The sequence below is a fragment of the Arthrobacter sp. 260 genome, assembly GCF_013116745.1.
Lineage (GTDB): Bacteria > Actinomycetota > Actinomycetes > Actinomycetales > Micrococcaceae > Arthrobacter_D.
In genome coordinates, this window is sequence record NZ_JABFOE010000010.1 from 85290 (window position 1) to 109037 (window position 23748).

The window sequence follows — 23748 nt, forward strand, 5'->3', positions numbered from 1 at the left end:
GCCAGGAAGCACCAGGTGGCGCAGCCTCAGGAAAGCAGCCCGTCATCGGTCAATAGCACCAGTTGCTGGGTTGCACGCGTCATGGCAACATAACGATCCACAGCACCTTCGATCCCCTCCCCAAACGACTCAGGATTGACCAGAACCACCAGATCAAACTCCAGGCCCTTGGCTGTCTCAGGGGTGAGGACACTCACGCGGTCACGGGCACGGCCAACCGCCCCGGAGGCAACGCTTACCGGCCCAGAGGCGATGATGCACACCGTCCCCACCGGATACTGAGCCAACCAATCGTCGACAATCCCGCCAACGTCGGCAGGCCTCCCCCGGCGGACAGGGAGCCCTCCCACCCTGACAGATACCGGAACATTCGCGTCCGGCAGTTCCGCACGGATCACTGGCGCAGCTTCGTCCATGATCTCGGCGGGAGTCCGGTAGTTGATGCTCAGTTCGGTCATCCGCACCCGGTCGAGGCCAATCCGTTCCAGCCGTTCCGGCCAGGACTCGGGGAACCCATGGCGGGCCTGCGCCCGGTCCCCCACAATCGTGAAACTACGGGACGGGCAGCGCAGCAGCAGCATCTGCCATTGCGCATCGGTCAGCTCCTGGGCCTCATCGACCACCACGTGCGCAAACGGTCCCGCGAGACGGTCAGGCGTTTTCCAGGGCGTCCCCGACCCGTCGATCAGCCCATCCTCCAGATCGGGTTGGCGCAACATCGTGACCAGACCGGTGCCGTCGTCGTCGGCCCGGATCAGATTGTCCACCACCATTGACATCTGCTCACGCTCGGAGGCAATGCTCTTGGCGTGAGCCCGCTTCAGCGTCGCTGTTGCGGCGGTTCCGATGCGCTGCCGGGCAGCATCCAGCAGCGGCAGATCGGAAAGGGTCCACGCCTTCGCATCGCTACGCTGCAGCAGGAGGACTTCCTCAGCGCTGAGCCATGGGGCGCATAGCCGCAGATAGGCTGGCACCCGCCAGAGGTCCGCGACCAGGTCGCCAGGGTCAAGTACCGGCCAGGCGGCGGCGAACTCCCGACCCAGCGCACCATCCTGCCGCAGGTACGGGTCCAGGAGTTCGGGCGTCACCTCCCCGTCCTCATGCTTGTCCGCCAGGATGGTCACCAGGGAGTCCCAGATTTCGGAGCGGGCCTCATTGTGTGGCGTCCCGGGATCAGAGGCAGCGAACGCCTCCTCCCAGTCCGCGACGCCAAGCCACGCCTCTCCCCAGGGCGTGTCGATACTCATTCCGTGGGTCGGGGGTCTTTCCGAGAATTGGACAGCTGGTTCAATGGCGTGCACCATCCGGGCCGAGGATTTGAGGCGTGCGACGACGTCGTCCGCGTCTGCGAGCGCGGTCGCGCCCTCCGGAACCAGACCCCGGAGGGTACTAGTGAGAACCCCCTCCTCCCCCAGGCTGGGAAGGACATCGGCAACATACGCCAGGTACGGCTGATGAGGGCCGACGAACAGCACGTCACTCCGGCCGTCAACCGTCCGATCGCTCAACCGCGGATCGGAATAGAGAAGGTAGGCGGTGCGATGGAGTGCCACAACCGTCTTCCCGGTTCCCGGGCCTCCATCCACCACCAGCGCACCGCGGGAGCCGCCCCTGATGATCGCGTCCTGGTCCTTCTGGATGGTCCCGAGTACATCCTGCATCTGCCCCGAGCGGCTCCGGCCCAGGCTCGCGATGAACGCCGATTGGTCATCCAGCGCTCCATGGCTCTGTAGCCCGTCCGCTGTGTACACCTCATCCCAGTAGTCAGTGATCAGTCCCCTCGACCAGTGATACCGACGCCGACTGGCCAGTCCCATGGGATTGGCATGGGTGGCGCCGAAAAACGGTTCGGCTGCCGGAGACCTCCAGTCGATCAGAAGCCGACGACCTGATCCGTCAGTCAGGCCAAACCGGCCCACATAGATGGGGCCCACTCCGTCGGCCGGGACCATCCGTCCCAGGCAGAGATCGAGACCGAACCGGGTGAGCGCCCGGATCCGATCGCTCACCCGGTGGATTTCCTCGTCCCTGTCGAGGGCGGCCTGCCCCTTGATCCCGGGAGCCTTCCGCTCTGCCTCCAGCCGTGCAGCCAGATCGGCAAGGGTTTCCGCGAGACTGGTCCTGACCCTCTCAAAGTGCGACTCATCCTCACTGATCAGCGACGGATCGAGTTTTGCCGAAAGCGGCGGCGACAACGCAAAAATACTCATCCAGCACCCCTTCACAGTTTCCCTGAGGGACCCATTCTTCGCGCTCCAGGGGGCCTTGCGGCAAGGCCCCCCATGGGTTATAGATTGAATATGGCAGGGGTTTGACCTCGCCAAGCGTGAAGGGGGCGCGATGTCGCGGGAACTGGTGTGGACGGGCTTCATGACACTCGACGGCGTGGTTGATTCGCCGGGCGGGACCATCGAAGGTCATCCGAGCGGCGGGTGGGTGCTGAACACGGAGTTCGTACCCGAAGCCTTTTCCCTCAAGAGCGAGGAACTCGCCGAGACGTCAGCGCTGATGTTCGGCCGCAAGAGCTACGAAGCGTTCGCTCCCATCTGGTCGCGATCGGCTGACCATGCCAGCTATCAGGACCTGCCCAAGTACGTGGTGTCCACAACGCTGGCCGATGACGCCCTGATCGATGACTGGGGATCAATCGACATCCTGTGATCGATCGACGATGTAGCAACCCTGAAACAGGGCGACGGCGGCGCGATCTTCATCCATGGCAGTGCGGGATTGGCACGAAGCCTTGACGATGCGGGCCTCATCGACCGGTACAACCTCCTTGTGTACCCGGTCCTACTGGGCTCCGGCAAGAGGATTTTCGGCACCGTTGACAGGGACTCGCGGCAACTCGCACTCAGGGAATCCGCCGCGTACCCCAACGGCGTGGTCAAGGTAATTTACGACGTCGTCAGCTGACCCTGGCAGTTGCTTTCCATGATGGAAAGTGATTACACTTTCCATTATGGAAAACAACTTGCCTCCATCCACAGCTGATCAGCCACGTTCTGCTACTGCACTGCTTGCCGACGTCGACAAGGACCGCTCGGCCCTCATCCACCGCATGACCGCTCCCCGCTGGGCTGCTCCCGCGTTCGGCGCCCTTGCCGCACTCTGTGTCGCCTCCCCCGCGGCGGGAGACAACCGTTCGGGCAACTCAGCCCTGCTGATCATTGTCGGAATCCTGGTGGTCTACCTCTACCAGCGGACCACCGGCGTGAGACTGGCCAGTATCGGCTGGACGGCGTGGCTCATCTACGCCGCGACCCTGGTGTTTTGCCTGCTCATGCTCAGCGTCTCGCTGGGTCTCGTGTCATTTGACCTGTTCTGGTGGGTCATCGCTCCCGCTGCGGCCGCCTTCGGTGCGGGAACCCTGGGTGCCCACTACTTCATGCGAAGTGCCATCAGCCGGATCCGCAATGCCCGCTGAGACCACCGACGCCACTGGCGCTGTGTTCAACGAGCTGATTCACGCTCCGTTGCGTTTCAGGATCTGTGGACTGCTCCGGAACGTGAAGAGCGCAGACTTCTCGGCGATTCGTGAAGCCCTCAACGTCAGCGATGCGGCACTGTCGAAACACCTCAAGGTGCTGTCCGACGGCGGTTTTGTCGCCATGACGAAATCGTCCTCCGCTGGCCGGGCAGATGCCCGCCGGGTCAGCTGGCTCTCCCTGACCCCTCAGGGAAAAACCGCCTTCGATTCCCATCTCGCTGCCCTGCAGGCCATTGCCGCCGGATTGAACGAGGTCGACGACTGAACTCCTGCGACGACGACGGGACCGGCTAGCCGCTGATGGTGGCTGAGCGGGCCGGGACGTTCAGGGTCTTGCCGTGGGCGGTGACCGTGCGGGCAATGGTGGTGGTGTTGACCGCCACGACCGCGCCGTTGGACAGCTTCACGACGTTCACACCGGCCAGCTTCAACGGCGCCGCTGTTGCATAGGCACCAGAGGTGACGGCCGTGGTGAGAGCCGTGACCTGCGTGTCGAGCGCGTTGACTGAAGCGGTGGTCACGGTCTCGAAGTTGGAGTCGTCGTCCCAGGCGTTGTCCTGGCAGGTGGGTTCGGCCTGGGACAGGGTCGCCGTCATCTGCCGGGCGGCATAGGTCCGGGTCTGCAGAAGGTGTCCAAGCGTCATCCGGTGATCGAGCGTTCGCCGGGTTTTCGCCGCCGCGACCACCGAGGTCCGGAGGCTGTAACCGTCCCGCAAGCAGGGAGCCGAAGAGCCGATGTCGAGGCCCTGGCGGTACGCGGTGCTCGGAACCTCGCGCAGCGGGACCGAGTAGTCATGTTCGACGACGGGCATCCCGGCTGCCGTAATCGCCTGGTAGGCGGTGCTCGCCTGCTCCAGATCGACGACCGACAACGGGCGCCCCGTCCCGCTGGCGACGACGTGCTCCCGGAGCGCGAAATCAACCGAGCGGGTCGCCGCCAGTTTCTTGGCGAGGTTCACCTGATTGCTCCACGCCGGGTAGACACCAAGGTTCATGGCGACCGGAACGTCCTTGCCCATGGTGCGGGTGAGGGTCGTGTCGAAGCGCTGCACGGCGGCAATGAGTGCCGAACCGTACGCATCATCGTTGGCCCAGGGACCCCATTGCCCGACGTCGACCATGTCCTGGCCGTGGGAAGGAGACATTGAGGCGTCGTCGAGGAAGATTCCGTCGAACCGGGCGGGTGCGGCATTGGTGGTGCCGCGCTGCGAGTCGGTGCTCAGAATCTTGCGTGCCGTGGCTGCGCAGGCATCGGCATAGGCCGGCGAAAGATTGGCCACGGTGAGGTAGCGGTACGACGGGTAGGTGACAAAACCGTCGTCGTTCTTGGCTACCTTTGGGTTCGTGGTACTGACGGCGAACTGCTTCCCGGCAGCGGTTGCGGTGTCGGCACATGAGTTCTGGAAGACGCCGTTCCAGGGTTCGGCGTCGCGCATCGCCCCGATGTTCAGATAGGCGAGGAACTCGGTGGTGGGGTTGGCCGCTTTCATGTCGGACAGTGTGCAATCCCCTGGTGCGTCGGTGGTGGCCATCATGGGATCGACAATTGCCACCGAGACCTTGCCGGTAAGAGCTGCCCCGGGGCACAGCAACTGGCCCTGGCGGTAGCCCTGGAGATAGGCGGGCAGCTGCTGACCTGTACTCACGGTCAGGTTGCTGGCCTGCAACGACGTGGGGAGCGTCTGGCTGCCGGCACTTGCCGGGACGGCGAGAGAGCTGACGACGAGTGCGGCAGCCAGACCCACGGAAACAAACGTTGCCCCAACGGCATTTAGTTTCATAAACACATAGTGCTGCACCGCCGGAGGCAAGATCCCGGAATGTTCTGAATCTGGGAGAATCCTGCGGAAAAACTTCCCAAACCCCCCTGATAGGGGGCTTGATCAGGCGGGGCGGCGGAACATCACGCCGGTGCGCGGAGGAAGCACCACGGTCGACGGCGCGGGACTGCCCTCAGCGTCAACCATTCCGGCGGGAACCTTAACCTTGCGGCGGCGGCGGCCATCACTGTTGAAGTTGACGGCCGCGAATCCGTCCTCGAATTCTCTCCACCAGGAATGGTTCTTGCCCACGGGATCAGAGGTCGGATCGCCGAGCTGCCAGTCCAGTTCCGGGGCGTACTGAGTGCGGCTGTAGTCGTCATGGGCGGTGGCCGAGTACGCACCGCGGCCCGCCCCGAAGATCCAGAAGGCGGACAATCCGTAGGCGAAGTTCGGATGCCGGTCATCGCCATCCGTGGGGACCCGCAGGATGGAGAGCCCGGGCCCGGCAGCCTGCGACAGTTGCGCCTCAGCCGTCACCGGATCGAACAGGTGGACCGGACTGTAGCCGAGCCAGACCTCCTCGAAGCCGCCACCAAACGCGGCATGCGACTCCCACCGCCCGGCTTCACGCCGCGACTCGGCGATGTTCGGTACCAGGATCTTGCCCACCCCGTTCAATGCCGTGCCCGCGGCATTCACCAGGTCGCCGAGCGCGGTCCGTAGTTCCGCCATCTCCGCTGCGCCGTCAATGGGCAACCCCAAGCCGTAATAGTCATCGAAGACATCGTTGTCGGCCATCACGCCGTCGAAGGGAGAGTCGCGCAGCTCCTCAACCACGTTGTCCACCCAGCGGCGCTGATAGGCCGGATCCCACACCTGCATCTGCCAGTGTCCCGAGTAGCGTTCCCACTCGATACGGGTGCCGTCGAGACGCGTGGCGAACCAGCCGTCGTCGGCCTCCGCATAGGAGACACCCGAGCTGTAGACCGGCCCCGGCTCGTAGCTGCGGGTCGAGGAAAGGCACTTGTAGCAGAGCACTGTCATGTCCGGCCGAAGTCGTTTTAGCTCCGCCGCGGCGGCTGTCTCCCAGGGCTGAAGGATCGCCACCCGGTAGTGCTCTGCGGCGAAAGCCAGCTGCCCCGGCAGAAACGGGTCGCCATACCGGATCCAGGCGCCGACTCCGGTCATAGGCCGGCCCGGGTGAACTCATCCAGTTCGGCAGTGGTGAGGTTTCGCAGGTCGGAGATGTCACCGACCGTTCGGTAGATCTCGTTGTACGAGGACATGATCTCGTGCATCTGGAAGAACTCCTGGACCCGGGTCCGGGCGTTCTCGGCGTACTCGGAGTAGAGCTTCCCGTTCCCGATCACGGTGCGGATGTTGTCAGCCATCTGCTGGACGTCGCCCGCGACGACAAGCTCGCCACAGGAACCGACGGTGCGGCCGTCGCTGGTCAGCAGCTGATCCCCGATCAGCTGCCTCATGCCGCCGACGTCGGTGCCGACGGTGGGAATCCCTGCGGCCATGGCTTCGAGGACCACAATGGGCTGGCCCTCGTTGTAGCTGGGCAGGACGAGGAGATCGAACTGGTGGAGCATGTCACGGACGTTCACCGTGCCATGGACCGTCACATGGTCGTGAAGCCCCAGGCTCTCGATCTTCGCGAGGCACGCCTCGTAGTACTTGGGCACATGCTCGGTTGGCCCGAGGACGTCGAGGTGCAGGTTGGGGAATCCGTGACGGCGCAGGATGTCCATGCTGGACAGCAGGTCCAGCAGCCCCTTGATCGGGACCACGCGGGCAATGTAGACGAGCCGCCAGACGTGGTCATCACCGTTCTCGATCAGGTGTGCCTGAGCGGTGAGCCGCGCCTTGTACTTGTCCTCGAACTCCTCGATGACCATTGCGTTCGGCACCACGACTGCCTTGTCGATGTCGGTGCCCAGGCGGGCCGCCTCGGTGATCGCCGTCGGATACAGGTAGGTGATCAGGGCCGCACTCGGATAGCAGAAGTGGCCCATCTCGGTCCACCAGGCCATCCAGGCCCGCTGCTCCGGGGTCACATCGAACGTGCGGTAGTCCTCAGAGGTGATTGACAGCGCCATGTTCCGGTCCAGCAGCGTGTTGACCGTGTCGCGGACGTACAGGTTGTGCTCGGTCAGGAGGAACGAAGTGCCGTGATCCCGCGCTGCTGCGGCACCGAGCAGGGAGGCATAGCCGGTGGTGTGCGCGTGGTACACGCGGGCCCTCGGCATGGTCTCCCCCAGGATCGCGTATGCGAGGGAGAGGAAGTTGCGCAGGGTCCAGAATGAGTCAGCGAGCGAGAGGTCAAGTTGCGGCATCCGGAGGGAGAGTGCCTCCATGAATTCACGGGTCCCCAGTAGCGCCCACAGCGGGTAGGAGCGCGTGCGCTGGTTGAAACCTTCATCGATCAGTTCCCAGAGGGGTTCCACCTCGCGCCGCTCGGACAGGGCGTAGAGCGCATCAAAGAGACGGTTGGCGAGCGCGGACCGTTCGGCGGGGCTCATCCCAAGGTCCTTCGACGAGACGGCCATAAAGTCGTGGCGGTGCTCCTGCATGCTCAGGTACACGGGCCGCACCCACACCACGTTCTCGGGCATCCCGTAGAGATCCTCGTGGGGTGCTTCCGAGTCCCAGGTGATGTGGATGATCCCGTAGGTGAGGTCCGGGTTATGGGTCACGATGTCGTGCACCACTGCCGAGACCCCACCCTTGAGGTAGGGGTAGGTGGACTCCATCACGATGGCGACATCGACGTCGTCGTACTGGTGCTGTGCCACTGCCTGACCGGGCAGGACGACGGCTGAGTGCTGGCGGGCGCGGCGTGACTTGGGGGTTTTGAACACGTACATGGTTTTTCCTTCGGCAGAGTCTTGCGCAGGACGGAGGGGAAGAGGGCCGGGCTACCAGGAGGTAGCGTGACGCCAGAAGAGGGTGTACTCGGGCTGCGCCCAGTGACGTTTGTAGAGGGTCCAGGCGACGCCGACCAGGACAAGGTCGGCAACCACGAGGGCGCCATAGGCGAGCGCGGCTCCGCCAGAGGTGTCGACGACGCCGACGAGCAGGAAAGCAGCGACGCAGAGCGCCAGGTGGATACCACCCAGCACCTGGGGCAGGATCTTCTCGCCGATGTAGTCCAGTTCGTAGCTGAGGAGGGTGAGGATCATGAAGGCCCACGAGGCCACTCCCACCGACACCGTCAGGAGAACGTTGACCGGCTGGATGCCATCGAGGAGCAGCGACACGACGAGGACGAGAACCATGCCGACGGCTCCGGTGCTGAGGATAGCCCGGTCCACCGTCCTGCTGAGCCGCTTCGATCGCTTGGCCAGAACGGTGAGTGGCTCGTTGGCGATGGTGTGGTGGAGTTCGGCCACAGCCTTGTCGACGCGCGGTGCCAGGTTCACGAAGTAGTAGTTGTAGGCGATGACCGCGGGAAGCATGGCCAGGAACACGATCACTACCTGGAAGTCGCCGTCGGTGACGAGAAAGAGCACAAACTTGTCGGCCCAGAGCACCGCGCCGAGCAACAGCCCGCGGACCAGGTCAGTCGCGAAGTCGCGTGCACCGAGGCGCCGGGTGAGACTGATGGCAGACAGCCCGCGCCCCATGGCGACGATCTGGGTGAGCGCGCCAACCAGCGGTGGGAGCCACCAGATGGTGGGAGCGATGAAGAGGGCCGCGGCGTATCCCACCCAGGCGATGGCCCACAGGCCGCGGCGGTCGCCAACATTCGCCAGAACGAGCGACTGGACGAAGAGCAGGTGCAGGGCGACCAGGGCGGCGTAGGTCGCGAGGGCGGTGAAGGACCAGTCAGTCGCCAGCCAGAGCGGGACCGCAAACACGAGGACGATCGGCAGGGCCTGAACGAGCATGGCCGGCCACGTGGTGCAGAAGCGGCGGGTGATCGCAAGCATGTCACGCTCGGCCATCAGGTCTCCGATGGCTCGGTATGCCGGAAGGCAGGCGGCCTGCGCGAGCCACGGCACGGTGATTGAGGAAGCAAGGACCACCAGCGTGAGTTGGACTCCGCCCACGCTGACAGCCGCCATCTCGGGGCTGACCAGCGGGTAAACCAGATTCAGCAGGATCACTGGCGAGAGGTACAGGAGCAGACCGGCACCGGGCCGGGAGCTGCCCTCGGTCTTCACCCGATCTCCTCCTGAGGAGCTGGGGCGGGGCCTGGCCAGCAGCAGCACCGCCATGAACAGGACTGCGCCGGCACCCAGTAGGGCGTAGGACCACCCCGCGGGGAGGATGCTGTCAGTGAGCGGTACGAGCGCCGTCAGGATGAGCGCAACCATGATGATGATCGTGCGTCGTCGGGCAAAGGAGTCCTGTAGGAGGGACTGTAGCGATGTCATGATTTCCCCTGGGCCCGTCGGTCCCGGTGTGGAACCCGGGTGCGGCGGCCGCGCTGTGAGACGTGAATGAGACGGTTATTCGGATTGAGCCATGCGTTGGTGCTGGTGAGGCCACCGGCAGATGGATCCGATTTTTCCCGCCCGAAGGCCAGGGGTGCGTCGTCGCCGGCTCTGCCAGCGAGCACCTTCTAGAAAAATATCTGTCAGGTGCAGCGTCGTCACGAGTAACGCTTACCTAGGGCACTCATTCAGGTACTTGGAGAAACCGCGTAGTTACTTGAACGTTTGACCGCTAACGGTCCGAATCCCCGCGATACCGGGGAAGCCTGCGGCGCTGCGGGTCAGGCGGCCCTGCTCCCCGGCGGGAGCCTGTGACCAATTGCACAGCCGAAAACCGGTCGATTCCTAACGGGAGGTGCTGTCGATGGCCGGTCTGCGCCAGTTCATCGCGGCGACCAGGAGAACGGTTCCGGCCAGTGTGCCAAAGGCGACGAGAGTGGCACCGATCATCCAGAGCCCCGAGTCGTCTGAGGTGGCGGCCGTGACAGCGAACGCGCCAGTGAAACCAGCGGGCATGGCGAGGATGACGATGGCCGGTGCGAGGAACTTGTTCGCGATCCACCCGAGGGCAACCCACGAGGCCACGCACCCGATTACCTGCCAGGGCTCGTAGGGGCCCGACGCCGAACCGGTGGCAGGGTCAATCTGGTAGCCCGTGTCCCAGGCGAACCAGCCCAGCCACAGGCCAGCGCTGAGCGCGATCGCACCGGCGGTCGCGAGCGCCCGCTGGGCCCGGGTCAGGGTGTGCCTCCGATGTTTCATCGCCGGCTACAGGGTCAGCCGGAAGACCCAGAGGAGGATTTCCTCGTCCCGTACCCACCAGTCCCGTTCCGGCTGGCGTTCAAACCCCAAGGACCGGTACAGCGCATGCGCGCGGGTCATGTCGGATCCACTGGTCAGAGATACTGCGGTGATGCCGTCCAACGACCGCGCGTGCTCGATGATCGCTTCGACCATCTGCCGTCCCACCCCGCCCCGTTGACAGGCCGGGTCAACGGCGAGCATGCGGAACTCCAGCTCGCCGGCAACGGCAATGTCCGTGTAGCGCTGCCCCTCAAAGGTGATCGCCACCGATGCCACCACCGTTGACTCCCGCTCGGCCACCCAGATCTCGGCGTGCTCAGCACGGTGTTCGACGTCGGCCAGCACCAGCAGGTAGGGGTGGTCCGGTCCCTCAAAGTACCCCGCCTCCAGGTAGGCGGCGCAGGTGATGCGGCGGACGTCGTCGTAATCCGCCGCAGTGACGGGGCGGATCACGAGGTCGGTTGGTGCTGTGGTGGTCATCTAATCCTCATCGGGAAGGCGGACGGGCACGACGCCGGAATGCCGCCTTCCAATTCTGCTACAGGTCCTGCTGCTTCTCCACAACGTCCCATTGGCCGAAGCGGACGAATCCCGCCGATTCCGCCAGCGCAGCCGACGCCACGTTGCTCAGTTGGCACCGGTACTGCGGTTCGTAACCCAGTTGCAGAGCCATCGAGCTGATGGCTCTCACTACCCGCCGGGCGTGTCCGTGGCCACGGTCGGCTGGCAAGGTGATGACTCCGAGGTCGGCCAGCCTGGTGCCGCGCCAGGGATACATGCTCGCCGCGGCGACCAATCTCCCCCCGGTGAACGTGCCGAACGCGAGCCAATGGTCGAGTTCGACGAACGCTTCGTCCAGGTCCGCTGCCGGTGCCTGACCCGTGAAACGGGTAAAGGCCTCCTGGTCTTCCGGTGTGAGCTGCCTCGTGCCTTCGGGACTGGGTTCACTCCTGACTGCTTCGTGATCGGTGGCGGGAAGGTAGAACAGGCAGTCCGGACCGTTCAGCCTAATCCCCGCGGCAGCGAGTCGCGGAGCGAGGTCCTCGACGCGGATTCCCTGGTGGGAAGAGACACCGAGGAGCTGGGCCCGTTCGGGTGTGAGAGTGAGCAGACTGGGGCCGTCCACTACGTGCAACACTGCCACCGCCCGGTCCTCAGCCATTGACGGGTCGATGACCACCTGGACGCTCCCCGCCGTCCCCGGGGACAGTTCCGCAGGGATCCAGTGCTGGGTCACTCTCGGAGAAAACACAGCTCAGGCTCCTGACTGGGAACTGGGCTTCGCGGCCATCTGGATCAGGACAATCCCGACGCTGATTGCCGCCTGCACCCCGACCAGCCAGGGATAGACGTCTCCGATGTACAGGGCAAGCAGCACCGGCACCATCGACAGGACAGTCACATCCAGACCACGGATCAGGGCAGCGATCTGGGCACGTGGGACTGGACCGAAGGGCGTCTCGGCAGCCGGGGCGGTCCAATCGGTGGGCGGTTTGGTGGCGGCCCGCACGGATCCAGCCCCCATCCCGAGGCCAGCCACCGCACCCAGCAGTATCAGAGCCGGTCCGCCGGCGCCGACTATCACGAGCATTCCGGTCACGGCTGCCATCCAGAGGCTCATCACCGCCGCTGGCATGAGCATCCGGCTGAGCATCACCGCCCATGAGGACACCGGAAGCATCGAATCGAGATCCGGCACCAGCGCGGTCCGTTGCGCGACGACCCCCATGCTGCCTGCGGTCACGCATCCGGCGATGGTGATGACAAGGAGCTGGACCAGGGCTGGCAGGGCAGCGTCAGCCAGCACCAGAGCAATACAGGCTCCGATCCAGAGCAGTGGCCCGGCGAGCCCGCGCTGCAACCTGAGGAACGACACGATATCGGCTCGCACCAAAGCCGTGAGAGGGCTGCGGGTTGGCCGTGCGTACAGTTTCCGCGCCCGTTGTGATGCTTTGAGTCGTGGATCCGGCGCCAGCGCCCTGCGGAGCTCATTGACATCGAGCAGGAACACCGAAGCCCCTGCATGACCCGACACGCCTCCCCCACGGATCAGCTCGTGCCCGGCCACTGAACCGACCCTCGGTAGCACATAGGCGAGCACCACCAGCGAGGTCACGCCTGCGAGCGCGAGCGGCCAGACGGCAGCGGCCAGTGAGGGCAGCACAGCCAGCGGGAGGAGCGTCAGGACCGGCCACACCCGTTCGCCGCGTGTGGGTCTGGCCCGGAGCTGCAGCACCGCCGCGCCGCCGACTGCGATCACGGCCGTCAGACCAAAAGTGGCCGACGCCAGGAGGTGGGCCGTCCCTGACCTGCCCAGTTCGGTCAGGAAACTGAAGGGCAAGTACGCAACTGCGCTGGCCAGTCCCATCCCCAGGATGAGGCGGACGGTTCCAGGGAGGACCATGGGGCGCCGGTCAACCGGTAGCGGCAGCCACCAGGACCCTTCGCTGGAACTCACCGATGCTGGTCCAAGGCGTCGGGCCACGGTAAGAAGGCCAGCCAGTGCAAGGTAGGTCAAGAGAAACCACATGAGTTCGGCGGGGAGTATGTGCCACTGCGTGTCAGCCAAACCGCCCTGGGTAGGATCCCTGCGAGCAATCTCGTCGCGCAGCGCAACCACAAAGGAGCCGGCGATCGCGAGGACGCAGGCCAGGGCGAGAGCGTTCGAGTAGATATCAACGAAGAGCCCGCCAACCGAGGTCCGGGCACGGTTGTACCGGCGGGACGACGTGCGGGTGAAGGCGACGACGGCTCGGGCAGTGGCGAGGGCCCCGTCCGCGTCCGCACCGGCGGCGGGACGGAGCCGAAGCGCTTCAGGAGCCGGCAATGATCGCAGCTCCCCGGTCAGGGTCGAGTTGCTCGACGACATCGTCAATCACCAGGCAGGTCGATGCGGTCTGCACCAGCAACCGCGGATCGTGGGTCACCAGCACGACAGCGGCACCCGCCTCTGCGTGGTCCCTGATCCGCTGCGCGAGCGCATCACGCATGACCGGGTCGAGTCGCTGTTCGGGTTCGTCAAGGATCAGGAGGGATGATGGCCGGATCAGCCCGGCCGCCAGCAGGAGCCGCCGCCGCTGGCCGGAGGACAGGGACTCGGGAACGACGTCGGCCCTCTCCTGGAGCCCGAAGAACTCCAGCTCGGCTTCGACCCGCTCGTCCGGGGAATCCAGTGAATGGCCACGTGCGACGAGCAGCAGATGTTCCCGGACGGTAAGGGCCGGGAAGAACACGTCATCATCGAAGATCGCCGAGACCTGGCGACGGAACATCACGGCATCGGGGACCGCTGGCAGACCCTGCACCAGCACGTCGCCAGCCAGGGCGGGCTGCCGACCCGCAAGCGTCCGGACGACAGTCGATTTGCCTGCGCCGTTGACGCCGACGACGCCGAGAACCTCACCCTGGTGGACCGTCACGGACACCTCACCACAGACCGGCGCCCTGAAATAGCCAACGAGTAGTCCCGTGGCCTGAAGTACTGCCCCCATTTCAGCCATTCACTCATCGTAGTACTGAGCCCTTGATAGGCAAGCAGCTACTTGCCTATACTGGGTTCATGGCCGACGTCTTCCACGCTCTCGACGACGAAACGCGGCGGATCATCCTTGACGAACTGTCAGCCCGCGACGGTCAGACCCTGTTCGAAATATGTTCGGTGCTCGCCATGCGACACCAGCGGGGCCTGACCCGTCAGGCGATCTCGCAGCATCTGGCCGTACTTGAGTCAGCCCACCTGGTGGTGACCGAGCGGCGCGGCCGCTCCAAGTTCCACTATTTCAATCCGGGGCCTCTCGCCGAAATCACCGGCAGATGGCCCACCGAGAAGAGGACCGAATGAAAATCGCACTGACCAGCCTGTTCGTTGACGACCAGCGAGCGGCGTTAGCCTTCTACACCGACGTCCTGGGCTTCACCAAGGGCCACGACATCCCGTTGGGTGAGGACTTCTGGCTGACCGTCCGGTCGCCTGAATCCCCCGACAGCCCCGAAATCCTGCTGGAACCGTCCAGCCACCCCGCGGTGAAGCCCTACCGCGATGCGCTGATTGAAGACGGAATCCCCCTGGCACAGTTCGCTGTGGAGGACCTGCAGTCCGAGTATGACCGGCTCACCGCAAAGGGAGTGGTGTTCACCCAGGCTCCCACCGACATTGGTACTGCAATGATGGCCGTTTTCGATGACACCTGTGGCAACCTGATTCAGTTGGTCGAAATGAAACAGGTCTGAGGCGTTATGAGTGAAGCACGTCGAAGGGAACTCGGGGACACAGATGCCCCGGTCGAGGATGAGCTGAAGGAGTCCTTCGACAACACCGTCGAAGAGGGTGCCGAGCGGCTGCATCGCACCTTCCGGAACATCCTGGTCACGGGGGTGTTCGGAGGGTTCGAAATTGGGTTGGGCATCATGGCCTATCTGGCGGTACTGCACGAGACGGGTGATCACCTGCTCGCCGGGCTTGCGTTCAGCGTGGGCCTCGTCGCCCTGTTCCTGGCTCACAGTGAGCTGTTCACCGAGAACTTCCTGATGCCGGTAGCGGCAGTCGTCGCTAAAGAGGGCAGCCTGAAGCAGTTAGGCAAGCTCTGGGGAGGCACCCTCGTCGCGAACCTGGTCAGCGGTTGGGCCTTCGTCTGGATAGTCATGCAGGCGTTCCCGGAGTGGAACGAGACGGTTGCCGAGAGTGCACACCACTTCATTGATGCGCCGTTCTCCCTGCAGGTGGTCGCGCTGGCCGTGCTCGGTGGGAGCACCATCACCCTGATGAGCCGGATGCAGCAGGGCACATCCAACGACGTCGCCAAGATCGTGGCAACGGTCATCGGCGGATTCCTGCTGGCGGGCCTGCAGCTGTTCCACTCAATCCTGGATTCCCTGCTGATCTTCGCCGCCATCCATTCCGGTGCCGACATCAGCTACCTGCAGTGGCTCGGTTGGTTTGGATACACCCTGGCGTTCAACATGTTGGGTGGACTGCTCCTCGTGACGCTGCTTCGCCTGGTCCGCACCAAGGAACTGATCGACAAGCGGCGCGAGGAGGCTCCAGCGGATCCGGATGCCCCGCACGAGCGCTGACGACGTCGACAGCCTCACGCTCAGGCGCGTCGGTACCCGGTGCCGTCCGGGCGCCGGACCAGGTGGCCATAGTCCACCAGTGCCCGGCGCAAGGTGGGGATATCCCGGGTGACGGTGGCGAGCACCAGATTCACTTCCCGTTCGGAGAGCTCCTGGTCCGCGGGAATGAGCCGTTGGGTCAGGTGCTCAAGAACCGCAGTGCGTTCCGCAGGGTTCCGTGGCAACCCGTCCAACCGTCCGTCGAGGAAGAACCGGTCAACGCCCTGCGGCTTTTTCCGGGCGGAGGCTGCCAGCACTTCCTGGAACAGGTCGGCGTTCACCGTGCCGTGCGTGGTCAGCAGCCCCGCCGTCGTGAGTTTTTCCAGTTCTTTCGTCGACGCATCGGTGTGCTGGCCGAGCACAGCAGCGGCGTAGAGCTCGCGCAACCGTGGTGCGGAGAGGGTTGAGAAGGCCTTTTGCCAACTCGTGGTCATGCGTTGCTCCCCGGCGGGAGCGAGGTCAGTGCGGTGGCCCGTTGCACCAGCTCCGGTGTCCCGGCGGCGGTAAAGGCTCCGAACCGTTCGGCTGCATCCGGCCCGCCGTCGAGCGAGGACGTAAGATCCGGGCGGAGCACCGTGGCGCCGGCCTCCTCGGCGATGAGGACGCCGGCAGCCCAATCGTGTTCATTCAGTCCCCGTTCTAGATACCCGTCAAGGGTGCCATCCGCCACCATGCACAGGTCAAGTGCCGCCGATCCCAGCCGACGGACGTCCCCAAACCCCTCGAGGAGTGAGGACAACTCCCCCACCTGCTGCGCCCGGGCGGCGGCGTCGTAGGTGAAACCGGTGCCCAGGAGGGCGCCGACCCGTCCGTTCTCGGGGCCCTCGAGACGGGCCACCCGGCCATGATCCCTCACCCAGGCACCCTGCCCGGCCGCTGCCCAGTACACCCGGTCCAGCGCCGGCGCATGGACCACCCCGGCCAGCCAGCGGCCATCGGCATCGGCGGCCGCCACCGACGTGCAGTAGTAGACAATGTTGCGGATGAAGTTGGTGGTGCCGTCCAGCGGGTCGATGGACCACCGCACCTGGTCCGCTCCGGAGGCCCTGTCGGGAACAGTGGTTCCAAGCTCCTCACCGGTGATCACGTCGTGGGGTCGGGACCGGGAGATGACATTCCGCACGGCGCGCTCGGCCGCCAGATCGAAAGCCGTCACCCAATCGCTGTCCGAACTCTTGTTCTGCGATCCCATGGCCTCGGTTGTCCGGCGGACCAACACGTCAGCTCCCGCAGAGGCAGCCTGTTTTGCCAGGTGCAGCAGCTCCGTCGGGGTAACACTCACGCGGGCCCCTCCTCGAGCAGCCGGGTGAAGCCTTCCTCGTCCAGCACCGTCAGCCCCAGGGCTTCGGCCTTGTCCAGTTTGGTGCCGGCGTTCTCCCCCGCCACTACGTAGTGGGTGTTCTTCGAAACCGATCCCGACGCCTTGCCACCGCGCTGGATGATCGCCTCTTTCGCTTCATCCCGGCTGTAGCGTTCCAGCGATCCGGTGACGACGACCGTCACTCCCTCAAGGGTGCGGGGCATGGAGGTGTCGACGTCGTCCTCCATCCGGACCCCCGCGGCAGCCCACGCATCAACGATTTCCCGGTGCCAGTCCTCAGCGAACCACTCGGTGAGCGCTGCGGCGATGGTAGGGCCGACGCCGTCGACGTTCGCCAGTTCCTCCTCGGAGGCCGCCCGGATGCGGTCCATCGAGCCGAACGCTGTGGCCAAGGCTCGCGAGGCCGTCGGTCCCACATGCCTGACCGACAGTGCGACCAGGACGCGCCACAGCGGCTGCTGCTTTGCCTTCTCCAATTCGGTGAACAGACGCCGGGTGTTGGCGCTGGGTTCGGACGGTTTCTTGGCGGTGCCCTTGGTGTAGAAGTAGGGCACCAGTTCCTTGCCGACCACCTCGCCCTTGACCCGCTTGTCCCGCAGGATCCGCACGTCGGCGAGCGCCTCGGGGGTCAGGTCGAACAGTTGCGCCTCGGAGGTCAGCGGTGGGTTGGTCGGCTCGGCGGGCTGGGTGAGCGCGATCGCCGCTTCCCACCCGAGCGCTTCGATGTCGAAGCCCCCTCGACCGGCGAGGTGGAACACCCGCTCCCGCAGCTGGGACGGGCAGGACCGGGCATTGGGGCAGCGGATGTCGACGTCGCCCTCCTTCGCCGGGGCGAGCGGGGTGCCACAGGACGGGCATTCGGTCGGCATGACGAACTCGCGTTCGGTCCCGTCACGGAGGGCGACCACTGGGCCCACGATCTCCGGGATCACATCCCCCGCCTTGCGGAGCACCACCATGTCCCCGATCAGGACCCCCTTGGCCTTGACCACGTCCCGGTTATGCAGGGTCGCCATCTCGACTGTGGAGCCAGCGACCTTGACCGGCTCCATCATCCCGAACGGCGTGACGCGGCCGGTGCGGCCCACGTTCACGCGGATGTCGAGCAGCCGGGTGTTGACCTCTTCGGGCGGGTACTTGAAGGCCACCGACCAGCGGGGCACCCGCGAGGTGTGTCCGAGGGCCCGCTGCAACGCGAAATCATCGACCTTGACGACGATGCCGTCGATCTCGTGGAACAGGTCATGCCGGTGTTTCCCATAGTGCTCGATGAAGTCAACCACCGCAGGTGCGTCGTCGAGCACCTTGTAGTAGGGAGAGGTGGGCAGGCCCCATTCCTTCAGCAGGCCGTAGGTTTCCGACTGGGACTGCGCTGCGAGTCCCAGTCGGACGCCGATACCATGCACGTACATGTCCAGCGGGCGCTCGGCGGTCAGTGCAGGGTCCTTTTGGCGGAGGGAACCGGCTGCGGCGTTGCGGGGGTTGGCAAACGGTGCCTTCCCCGCGGCCACCATCCGCTCGTTGAGCTGGGCGAACGCCGCGGACGGGAAGAAGACCTCACCGCGGACCTCCATCTCGGCCGGGTGGCCGGTCCCGGCGAGGACCCTGGGGATCGACTTGATGGTCAGGACGTTGTGGGTAATGTCCTCACCGGTGGTGCCATCCCCCCGGGTAGCGGCACGAACCAGCTCCCCGTTCCGGTAGAGCAGGTTGACTGCCAGACCGTCAATCTTCAACTCGGTCAGCCACTTGATGGTGCTCCCCGGACTGACGGACTCAACGCTGGCGGCGGCACGGCCTACCCAGACATCCAGTTCGTCCAGCGAGAAGACGTCCTCCAGGCTGTACATCCGCTGCAGGTGGTCCACGGCGGCGAATGCGGAGGACGCGTCACCGCCGACTTCCTGGGTCGGGGAATCGTTGGCTACCAGTTCGGGGTGAAGCGCCTCGATCTTCTCCAGCCGGCGGAACAGCTCGTCGAATTCGGCGTCCGAGATGGTCGGCGCGTTCTCGTTGTAGTAGGCAAACCGGTGACGGCGCACTTCCTCGGCCAGCGAGTCGTATTCCTCCCGCAGGGAATCTACCGGGGTCTGATCCGGAGCGAGTTCGATGTCTGGGTTATCAGGTGTTCTGGCCACAGTCCTATCTTGCCTCAGTAGTAAGCAGGATGCTTGTTGTGCCGCTAGGAGCCGACCCGGAGATCCTTCAGCGTGTTCTGGATCAGCTCGACGTCGGTGACCTCGGTTTCGGGGACTGTTGTCCAGTACACGCCGGCGTCGGACTTGTTGAGCCGCATAGCTTCGGCAGTGTCGGCGTTGTGACCGGTGTAGAAAAGGCGGAACACGCGGGTTTCGCCGTCGTAGGACACAGCGGTGATCCTGAACGGCTCGCCCTTGAAACGGCAGGTGGAGTTGAGCTCAAACAGCTCATCAAGGTCCGTCAGGGGCACTTCACGGGCCCAGCAGCCGCGTTCGGTCTGAGTGAATCCGCCAACCTCTTCGGGTGGCTGGCTGGTTGCTGCGAGGATCACAGCGGTGTTGTCCTTCACCAGGTCGGCGCTGAAACGGAAGCCGTCCCAGACGGCGACCCACCCCATGACGAGAGAGGGCAGGCTAGGGGCTGGAGTCGCCAGGCCCGAACCCTGGGCCAAAGCCCACCCGTTGGCGACATCGCGGTAGACGGCAAGGAAGGCGGCATTGCCGTCCGGGGTGATCCGGTACAGCTCAGCTGCAGGCGGGATCCTCACCTCGTCAAGGAAGTATTGCGGCACGTAGCCGCCATCGAACAATGCGAAGCCGTTGCCCGTGAACGGCGGGCGATCCACGAACTCAGGGGCGATTGGCGTGTGAACGTAGACGGCCGGCGGCTCGGCAAAGCGGAGCACATCGAAGTAGGCGGCGTTGGGGTCCCAGGGCGACCCGGCGAATCCCACCCCATGCGCCTGGTACAGACGATCCTTCGACAGCCCGACGACGTCGGCAGCGTTGAGCACAAACCCGGAGATGGTGTCCCGATTGCCCTCCACGAGTTGCGCAACGTGTGCCGGGCTGAGGGCCTTCTGGAAAATCACTGCGAGTCCTTACGTTGGTGTCCGGGGCTACGCCCCATGTCTACCACGGGTCCGGAAGTGCGGATGACCCTAGGCCTGAGGCAGGGCCAAATCGGTCATTATGGTGCTGAAATCTGACATCTGCGACCAAGGAAGGTCCCCGATGACACCTGCCCGGCCCGCTTCCACGGCCTCGAGCTGCGGTGCTGCCCCAGATTCCAACAGTTCGATCATCTCCGGCGAGTATCCCCCGCGCACGGCGACGGTTCCGTCTTCGGAGTAGGCGATGATCCCGAACTGAAGTCCCCGCCACATCCCGGTGGAGGTGAGGCTCACATAGCGTTCTACTTCCGCCGTCAGGACCCTCCGGCGGTAGGTAGTCCTCCCGGACCCTGGATTGAAGGAGCCGGGAAGCGGGATCCATTCAGCCGACAAATCTTCTGCGACCCGGTGCCTGATCCACATGTCGGTGCCGATCGAGTAGCCCTCGTAAAAGTTCCCATTCCACTCGATGTAGTGCCCGGACACCAGGACACCATCAGGACAAGCCACGTAATTCTCAGACAACGGCTCATCCGGTAGACGGTTCTCTGGGTCGGGCGGAGGAACCAGACGCAACTCAACCACGTAAACCTCTCATCCTTCTCCGCCGGTCAACAACCGTCGTTCACGATCACTAGCAGAACCTCGGTGCCCCGAGCTTATCGGGCTGGCAGGACGCACAATTCGTTGCCCGAGGGGTCGGCATAGATCCGCCAGGGCAGGTCGCCCCAGTCGGGGTGGAGCTCTTGCCCGCCACGGGTGGCGATCCCCTCGGCGACGTCGTCGGGGTTGTCTGCGGACTCGAGCCGGACATCGAGGTGAAGCCGGTTTTTCGCGGTTCCCTTCGGTGCAGGCTCGGGACAGAACTCGAGCAATAGGCCGCGATGGGAGGGATGCCGCAACGTGGTGGGCGATCCGGCCAGCTGGGGCCATCCGGTGAGCCACGACCAGAACGCGGCGTCCCGCTCCGGATCGGCAGAATCGATCGGCAGAGCAGCGATAGGTCCGGTGTTGGAATAGGCCGGCCGCTCATTCATGACGCAGAAGGCGTTGCCTTCCGGATCGGCGAGCACGGTCCAGGGCACACCGCCCTGTCCAATGTCGAGATGCTGTGCACCGAGCCCGAGCAACCGCTCGACGACGTCGGCCTGGCGATTCCCGCCGAGCAGATCCAGGTGAATCCGGGGTTCCGACGACGGCGGTTCGGGGACGCGCTGGAAGCATAGATCGAGCGCCGGTCCGCCATCGACGGCCAGCCGTGTTTCGAAGATGCCGGGCTCGTCGGTGAGCCGTTCGCCGTCGAGCGCTGCCTCCCAGAACTGTCCCAGGCGATGCGGCTCCATCGCGTCAATGACGATGTTCTCCAGATACATGGTCCACACCCTACCTCCAGCGTTAACATTGCTGCATGCGGATCCGGCCGATCGATCTCGTTGACGTCTTCGTCTACCTGGTGGTTCTCGGCCTGTTCATCCAGCTGCTTCCAGCGGTCATCTCGGAGACGTTCATCCTGGCATTGCTCACGGCGATCCTGCTGAAGCTCGTGTTGGAGCTGGTGTTGCGGGTGAAGAAACTGATCATCCGGCGGGTACGCGAGGCACAGACTGGGACCGCCCGGGCAATCAACGCCATCGCTCTGTTGCTGGTGTTGCCGGGAAGTAAGTTCCTGGTGCTGGAGTTGGTGGCTCTGGTCTTCGGGGACGCCGTCTATCTCGGCGGATTTTTCCAGGTGACCGCGTTGATCATCGTCCTGATGCTGGCCCGCGGCGGCGTCCGGCGCCTCTTCCCACCGGCTGTTGACGCTGCTGAGGCTGCCGGTGACCCCGTGGGTAAATCCCACCCCTAGCGTCCACCGGAGGACTGGCGTTCAGCGACTCAAGGCTTCGGTCTGACCGGCAATCTCACGGAGCGCGGTCAGGGCGGTGTGGATAATCCGGGCGCGAATTGGATGCGTCCTGGTGAAGGCTACTATTCGGCGTTCGACCCCGGGGCCGGCAAGAGGCCGGATGGTCAGGTTGTCGGGCAGCCGGGTGAGAGCGATGCGCGGGAGCATGGTCACCCCCAGGCCAGCAGCGGTCAGGCTGAGGGCGCCATGGTGGTCGTCCAGCCGGGCAACATACCGGGGCGTGAACCCTGCGGTGGTGCAGGCCCGCGCGATGATCTGCCCGGTTGGTCCATCATTGATGTCGTGATCGATCCATGGCTCATCCCTGAGCTGGATCATGTCCACCACCTCTTGGGAGCACAGGGGATGATCCGCCGGTAGCACCAGATCCAGCTTCTCCTCGGCGAGAACATGTCGTTGATAGCCCTCAAGATTCAATGGATCACCGTCAGTGGGTTCGTTGCGAATGTCGATGTCCGGTTGCCACCTGGTCCCGCCCGGTTGAAGTTCGCTGATAATGATCTCGACCACTGTGGCAGAGAACCGGTCCCGCAAAACCCCCACCACATGGGGCATCCAGGCCTGGGCCACTGATGCAAAGCAGGCGAACGTGATCTGTTCCGCGCGGCCGGCCCGAAGATCTGCGACGCTGCGGTCAAGCCGCTCCAGGCTTGCCAGGGCCTGGCCGCTCTCCTCGGCCAGATGCAGGGCGGCCGGTGTGGCGTCGATACCCCGGCCCCGCTTCTCGAACAGCACCAGTCCGGTCTGACGTGCGAGGACGCGCAGGTGCTGGCTGACGGTGGCGGGGGTGAGGTGCAGCCCGGCGGCTGCGCCGTGCACTGATCCCGCGGAGATGACGGCACGCAGGATGACGAGCTTATGGGGATCGATCATCCCTCATCATATGTCGTTGACTGCCAATTGTCGCTAAATATCTGCTGGTGCCATCTGACAGAAGATGTCATTCTGGAGTGCGGAACACCCGGTTCCACATTTCCCCCGCTGATCAGAAAGAACCACTCAATGACCACAGCGAACTACCTCGCCCTTCTGGGTGTCGCTGTCATCCTGGCGATCACACCCGGGCCGGACACCCTCCTGACCCTGAAGTACTCACTGCGTCGCCGCCGGACCGGACTTTGTGCAGCCCTGGGTTCCGCACTGGGAGTGTTCGTCTGGGCAGCCCTGGTCGCAGCAGGTGTGGCGACCTTCTTCCAGGACTCCCCTGCCGCGTTCCACACGCTGCGCGTGGTGGGAGGGCTGTACCTTCTCTACCTCGGCTACCGCTCCGTGACCAGCCACCCTCGCGCTCGGGTCGCAGCGCCAGCCACCAGGAGGGTCACGGCCGGAGCCGGGACTGCCACGGAGCCGTCGGCGGGCGAAGAGCAGTTGCCTTCGCCATCGATCCCGGCGGTGTCAGCGGCGCTGTTGGAATCATCGGTGACTGACACCCGGGCAGCGGCGACCTCGGGATGGAAGGCGTTCAGTGCAGGGATACTCTGTTGCGTCACGAACCCCAAGACCGGCCTGTTCTTCCTTGCCCTCATCCCCCAGTTCACCCCCGCCGGCACCGGTGCGCTATACATGATCGCCGTCGTCGGCGGGACCATTTCAGTGGTGATTGGCGGCTACCTCGCCATGGTTGCCTTCGGAGCCCATACGGCGAGCGTCTGGCTCAATCGGCCAGCTGTCACCCGGTGGATCGAGCGGGTGTCAGGGGGTATCTTCATCGCTCTGGGCGTGATGACCATGACCCCCGTTCTCGTCGCCATGACCTGATCCACGGCTAGCCCTGACTACCAGGGTAGCCAGCGAGGACGTACCGGGTTACTGCGCC

At 64.6% G+C, this 23748-nt stretch carries 24 protein-coding genes and 1 pseudogene; 8 read left to right on the forward strand and 17 right to left on the reverse strand.

The window, feature by feature from the left end:
• Positions 1-26: 26 nt before the first annotated feature.
• Positions 27-2210 carry an RNA polymerase recycling motor ATPase HelR gene (gene helR / locus HMI57_RS12470; RefSeq protein WP_171586334.1) on the reverse strand — a complete coding sequence of 728 codons (2184 nt, stop codon included), beginning with the start codon at positions 2208-2210 and terminating at the stop codon, positions 27-29.
• A 130-nt stretch (positions 2211-2340) separates the two neighbouring features.
• On the opposite strand from helR, the pseudogene HMI57_RS12475 reads away from it, so the two are divergent.
• The 3 genes and pseudogenes from HMI57_RS12475 (at position 2341) to HMI57_RS12485 (ending at position 3755) form a co-directional block, all read left to right on the forward strand.
• A pseudogene (locus tag HMI57_RS12475) lies at positions 2341-2916 on the forward strand (dihydrofolate reductase family protein).
• A gap of 46 nt (positions 2917-2962) precedes the next feature.
• Positions 2963-3427, forward strand: coding sequence for a hypothetical protein (locus tag HMI57_RS12480; RefSeq protein WP_171586335.1), 465 nt, complete (start codon positions 2963-2965; stop codon positions 3425-3427).
• Positions 3417-3755: a transcriptional regulator gene (locus tag HMI57_RS12485; RefSeq protein ID WP_171586336.1), complete on the forward strand. Its 339-nt coding sequence runs from the start codon at positions 3417-3419 to the stop codon at positions 3753-3755. Before HMI57_RS12480 ends, HMI57_RS12485 begins: the two co-directional genes overlap by 11 nt.
• Before the next feature lie 25 nt (positions 3756-3780).
• Here HMI57_RS12485 and HMI57_RS12490 read toward each other — a convergent pair whose 3' ends face one another.
• The 9 genes from HMI57_RS12490 to HMI57_RS12530 all read right to left on the reverse strand — a co-directional run bounded on the left by HMI57_RS12490 (position 3781) and on the right by HMI57_RS12530 (position 14002).
• Positions 3781-5271, reverse strand: a complete 1491-nt coding sequence (locus HMI57_RS12490) for a hypothetical protein (RefSeq protein ID WP_171586337.1) — start codon at positions 5269-5271, stop codon at positions 3781-3783.
• A gap of 102 nt (positions 5272-5373) precedes the next feature.
• On the reverse strand, positions 5374-6441 hold the full coding sequence (locus HMI57_RS12495) for a putative glycoside hydrolase (protein ID WP_171586338.1): 1068 nt from the start codon (positions 6439-6441) through the stop codon (positions 5374-5376).
• On the reverse strand, positions 6438-8126 hold the full coding sequence (gene pelF / locus HMI57_RS12500) for a GT4 family glycosyltransferase PelF (RefSeq protein WP_171586339.1): 1689 nt from the start codon (positions 8124-8126) through the stop codon (positions 6438-6440). The genes HMI57_RS12495 and pelF overlap by 4 nt, the downstream gene beginning before the upstream one ends.
• Before the next feature lie 51 nt (positions 8127-8177).
• Positions 8178-9638, reverse strand: a complete 1461-nt coding sequence (locus HMI57_RS12505) for a hypothetical protein (protein ID WP_171586340.1) — start codon at positions 9636-9638, stop codon at positions 8178-8180.
• 405 nt (positions 9639-10043) lie between these two features.
• On the reverse strand, positions 10044-10460 hold the full coding sequence (locus HMI57_RS12510; protein WP_171586341.1) for a hypothetical protein: 417 nt from the start codon (positions 10458-10460) through the stop codon (positions 10044-10046).
• Between the two features lie 6 nt (positions 10461-10466).
• Positions 10467-10982, reverse strand: coding sequence for a GNAT family N-acetyltransferase (locus HMI57_RS12515; protein WP_171586342.1), 516 nt, complete (start codon positions 10980-10982; stop codon positions 10467-10469).
• Positions 10983-11040: 58 nt separating this feature from the next.
• On the reverse strand, positions 11041-11754 hold the full coding sequence (locus HMI57_RS12520) for a GNAT family protein (RefSeq protein WP_171586343.1): 714 nt from the start codon (positions 11752-11754) through the stop codon (positions 11041-11043).
• A 3-nt stretch (positions 11755-11757) separates the two neighbouring features.
• The gene (locus HMI57_RS12525; protein ID WP_216607434.1) at positions 11758-13371 is read right to left on the reverse strand and encodes a DUF6297 family protein; all 1614 of its coding nucleotides are present in this window, start codon (positions 13369-13371) and stop codon (positions 11758-11760) included.
• A complete protein-coding gene (locus HMI57_RS12530; protein ID WP_225667944.1) occupies positions 13316-14002 on the reverse strand; it encodes an ABC transporter ATP-binding protein in 687 nt (228 codons plus the stop codon). Before HMI57_RS12530 ends, HMI57_RS12525 begins: the two co-directional genes overlap by 56 nt.
• Before the next feature lie 59 nt (positions 14003-14061).
• Between HMI57_RS12530 and HMI57_RS12535 the strand changes: the two genes are divergently transcribed.
• From HMI57_RS12535 to HMI57_RS12545, 3 genes are read left to right on the forward strand one after another with little or no spacing between them, the layout of a single operon-like run.
• On the forward strand, positions 14062-14343 hold the full coding sequence (locus HMI57_RS12535) for a metalloregulator ArsR/SmtB family transcription factor (RefSeq protein ID WP_171586344.1): 282 nt from the start codon (positions 14062-14064) through the stop codon (positions 14341-14343).
• The gene (locus HMI57_RS12540; RefSeq protein WP_171586345.1) at positions 14340-14732 is read left to right on the forward strand and encodes a VOC family protein; all 393 of its coding nucleotides are present in this window, start codon (positions 14340-14342) and stop codon (positions 14730-14732) included. The genes HMI57_RS12535 and HMI57_RS12540 overlap by 4 nt, the downstream gene beginning before the upstream one ends.
• A gap of 6 nt (positions 14733-14738) precedes the next feature.
• Positions 14739-15575, forward strand: a complete 837-nt coding sequence (locus HMI57_RS12545) for a formate/nitrite transporter family protein (RefSeq protein ID WP_171586346.1) — start codon at positions 14739-14741, stop codon at positions 15573-15575.
• Between the two features lie 20 nt (positions 15576-15595).
• Here HMI57_RS12545 and HMI57_RS12550 read toward each other — a convergent pair whose 3' ends face one another.
• The 6 genes from HMI57_RS12550 to HMI57_RS12575 all read right to left on the reverse strand — a co-directional run bounded on the left by HMI57_RS12550 (position 15596) and on the right by HMI57_RS12575 (position 21399).
• On the reverse strand, positions 15596-16048 hold the full coding sequence (locus tag HMI57_RS12550) for a DUF2087 domain-containing protein (RefSeq protein ID WP_171586347.1): 453 nt from the start codon (positions 16046-16048) through the stop codon (positions 15596-15598).
• Complete coding sequence (locus HMI57_RS12555) at positions 16045-16896, reverse strand: inositol monophosphatase (RefSeq protein WP_171586348.1); 852 nt, start codon at positions 16894-16896, stop codon at positions 16045-16047. The genes HMI57_RS12550 and HMI57_RS12555 overlap by 4 nt, the downstream gene beginning before the upstream one ends.
• Complete coding sequence (gene ligA / locus HMI57_RS12560) at positions 16893-19073, reverse strand: NAD-dependent DNA ligase LigA (protein WP_346655203.1); 2181 nt, start codon at positions 19071-19073, stop codon at positions 16893-16895. The genes HMI57_RS12555 and ligA overlap by 4 nt, the downstream gene beginning before the upstream one ends.
• A gap of 44 nt (positions 19074-19117) precedes the next feature.
• Positions 19118-20005, reverse strand: a complete 888-nt coding sequence (locus HMI57_RS12565; protein WP_171586349.1) for a hypothetical protein — start codon at positions 20003-20005, stop codon at positions 19118-19120.
• Between the two features lie 69 nt (positions 20006-20074).
• Positions 20075-20551: a hypothetical protein gene (locus tag HMI57_RS12570; protein ID WP_171586350.1), complete on the reverse strand. Its 477-nt coding sequence runs from the start codon at positions 20549-20551 to the stop codon at positions 20075-20077.
• Between the two features lie 134 nt (positions 20552-20685).
• Positions 20686-21399 (reverse strand): VOC family protein, encoded by a 714-nt coding sequence (locus HMI57_RS12575; RefSeq protein ID WP_171586351.1) that lies wholly within the window; start codon positions 21397-21399, stop codon positions 20686-20688.
• Positions 21400-21434: 35 nt separating this feature from the next.
• Between HMI57_RS12575 and HMI57_RS12580 the strand changes: the two genes are divergently transcribed.
• Positions 21435-21872, forward strand: coding sequence for a hypothetical protein (locus HMI57_RS12580; protein ID WP_171586352.1), 438 nt, complete (start codon positions 21435-21437; stop codon positions 21870-21872).
• Between the two features lie 21 nt (positions 21873-21893).
• Here HMI57_RS12580 and HMI57_RS12585 read toward each other — a convergent pair whose 3' ends face one another.
• A complete protein-coding gene (locus HMI57_RS12585; RefSeq protein WP_171586353.1) occupies positions 21894-22805 on the reverse strand; it encodes a LysR substrate-binding domain-containing protein in 912 nt (303 codons plus the stop codon).
• Positions 22806-22934: 129 nt separating this feature from the next.
• Here HMI57_RS12585 and HMI57_RS12590 point away from each other — a divergent pair, with 129 nt between their 5' ends.
• On the forward strand, positions 22935-23690 hold the full coding sequence (locus tag HMI57_RS12590; RefSeq protein ID WP_171586354.1) for a LysE family translocator: 756 nt from the start codon (positions 22935-22937) through the stop codon (positions 23688-23690).
• Positions 23691-23748 lie beyond the last annotated feature (58 nt).

Bases quoted from the DNA above. Each gene is read 5' to 3' on its own strand.
- helR (WP_171586334.1), bottom strand. From the start codon at position 2,210: ATGAGTATTTTTGCGTTGTCGCCGCCGCTTTCGGCAAAACTCGATCCG.
- HMI57_RS12480 (WP_171586335.1), top strand. From the start codon at position 2,963: ATGGAAAACAACTTGCCTCCATCCACAGCTGATCAGCCACGTTCTGCT.
- HMI57_RS12485 (WP_171586336.1), top strand. From the start codon at position 3,417: ATGCCCGCTGAGACCACCGACGCCACTGGCGCTGTGTTCAACGAGCTG.
- HMI57_RS12490 (WP_171586337.1), bottom strand. From the start codon at position 5,271: ATGAAACTAAATGCCGTTGGGGCAACGTTTGTTTCCGTGGGTCTGGCT.
- HMI57_RS12495 (WP_171586338.1), bottom strand. From the start codon at position 6,441: ATGACCGGAGTCGGCGCCTGGATCCGGTATGGCGACCCGTTTCTGCCG.
- pelF (WP_171586339.1), bottom strand. From the start codon at position 8,126: ATGTACGTGTTCAAAACCCCCAAGTCACGCCGCGCCCGCCAGCACTCA.
- HMI57_RS12505 (WP_171586340.1), bottom strand. From the start codon at position 9,638: ATGACATCGCTACAGTCCCTCCTACAGGACTCCTTTGCCCGACGACGC.
- HMI57_RS12510 (WP_171586341.1), bottom strand. From the start codon at position 10,460: ATGAAACATCGGAGGCACACCCTGACCCGGGCCCAGCGGGCGCTCGCG.
- HMI57_RS12515 (WP_171586342.1), bottom strand. From the start codon at position 10,982: ATGACCACCACAGCACCAACCGACCTCGTGATCCGCCCCGTCACTGCG.
- HMI57_RS12525 (WP_216607434.1), bottom strand. From the start codon at position 13,371: ATGTCGTCGAGCAACTCGACCCTGACCGGGGAGCTGCGATCATTGCCG.
- HMI57_RS12530 (WP_225667944.1), bottom strand. From the start codon at position 14,002: ATGGCTGAAATGGGGGCAGTACTTCAGGCCACGGGACTACTCGTTGGC.
- HMI57_RS12535 (WP_171586344.1), top strand. From the start codon at position 14,062: ATGGCCGACGTCTTCCACGCTCTCGACGACGAAACGCGGCGGATCATC.
- HMI57_RS12540 (WP_171586345.1), top strand. From the start codon at position 14,340: ATGAAAATCGCACTGACCAGCCTGTTCGTTGACGACCAGCGAGCGGCG.
- HMI57_RS12545 (WP_171586346.1), top strand. From the start codon at position 14,739: ATGAGTGAAGCACGTCGAAGGGAACTCGGGGACACAGATGCCCCGGTC.
- HMI57_RS12550 (WP_171586347.1), bottom strand. From the start codon at position 16,048: ATGACCACGAGTTGGCAAAAGGCCTTCTCAACCCTCTCCGCACCACGG.
- HMI57_RS12575 (WP_171586351.1), bottom strand. From the start codon at position 21,399: ATGTATCTGGAGAACATCGTCATTGACGCGATGGAGCCGCATCGCCTG.
- HMI57_RS12580 (WP_171586352.1), top strand. From the start codon at position 21,435: ATGCGGATCCGGCCGATCGATCTCGTTGACGTCTTCGTCTACCTGGTG.
- HMI57_RS12585 (WP_171586353.1), bottom strand. From the start codon at position 22,805: ATGATCGATCCCCATAAGCTCGTCATCCTGCGTGCCGTCATCTCCGCG.
- HMI57_RS12590 (WP_171586354.1), top strand. From the start codon at position 22,935: ATGACCACAGCGAACTACCTCGCCCTTCTGGGTGTCGCTGTCATCCTG.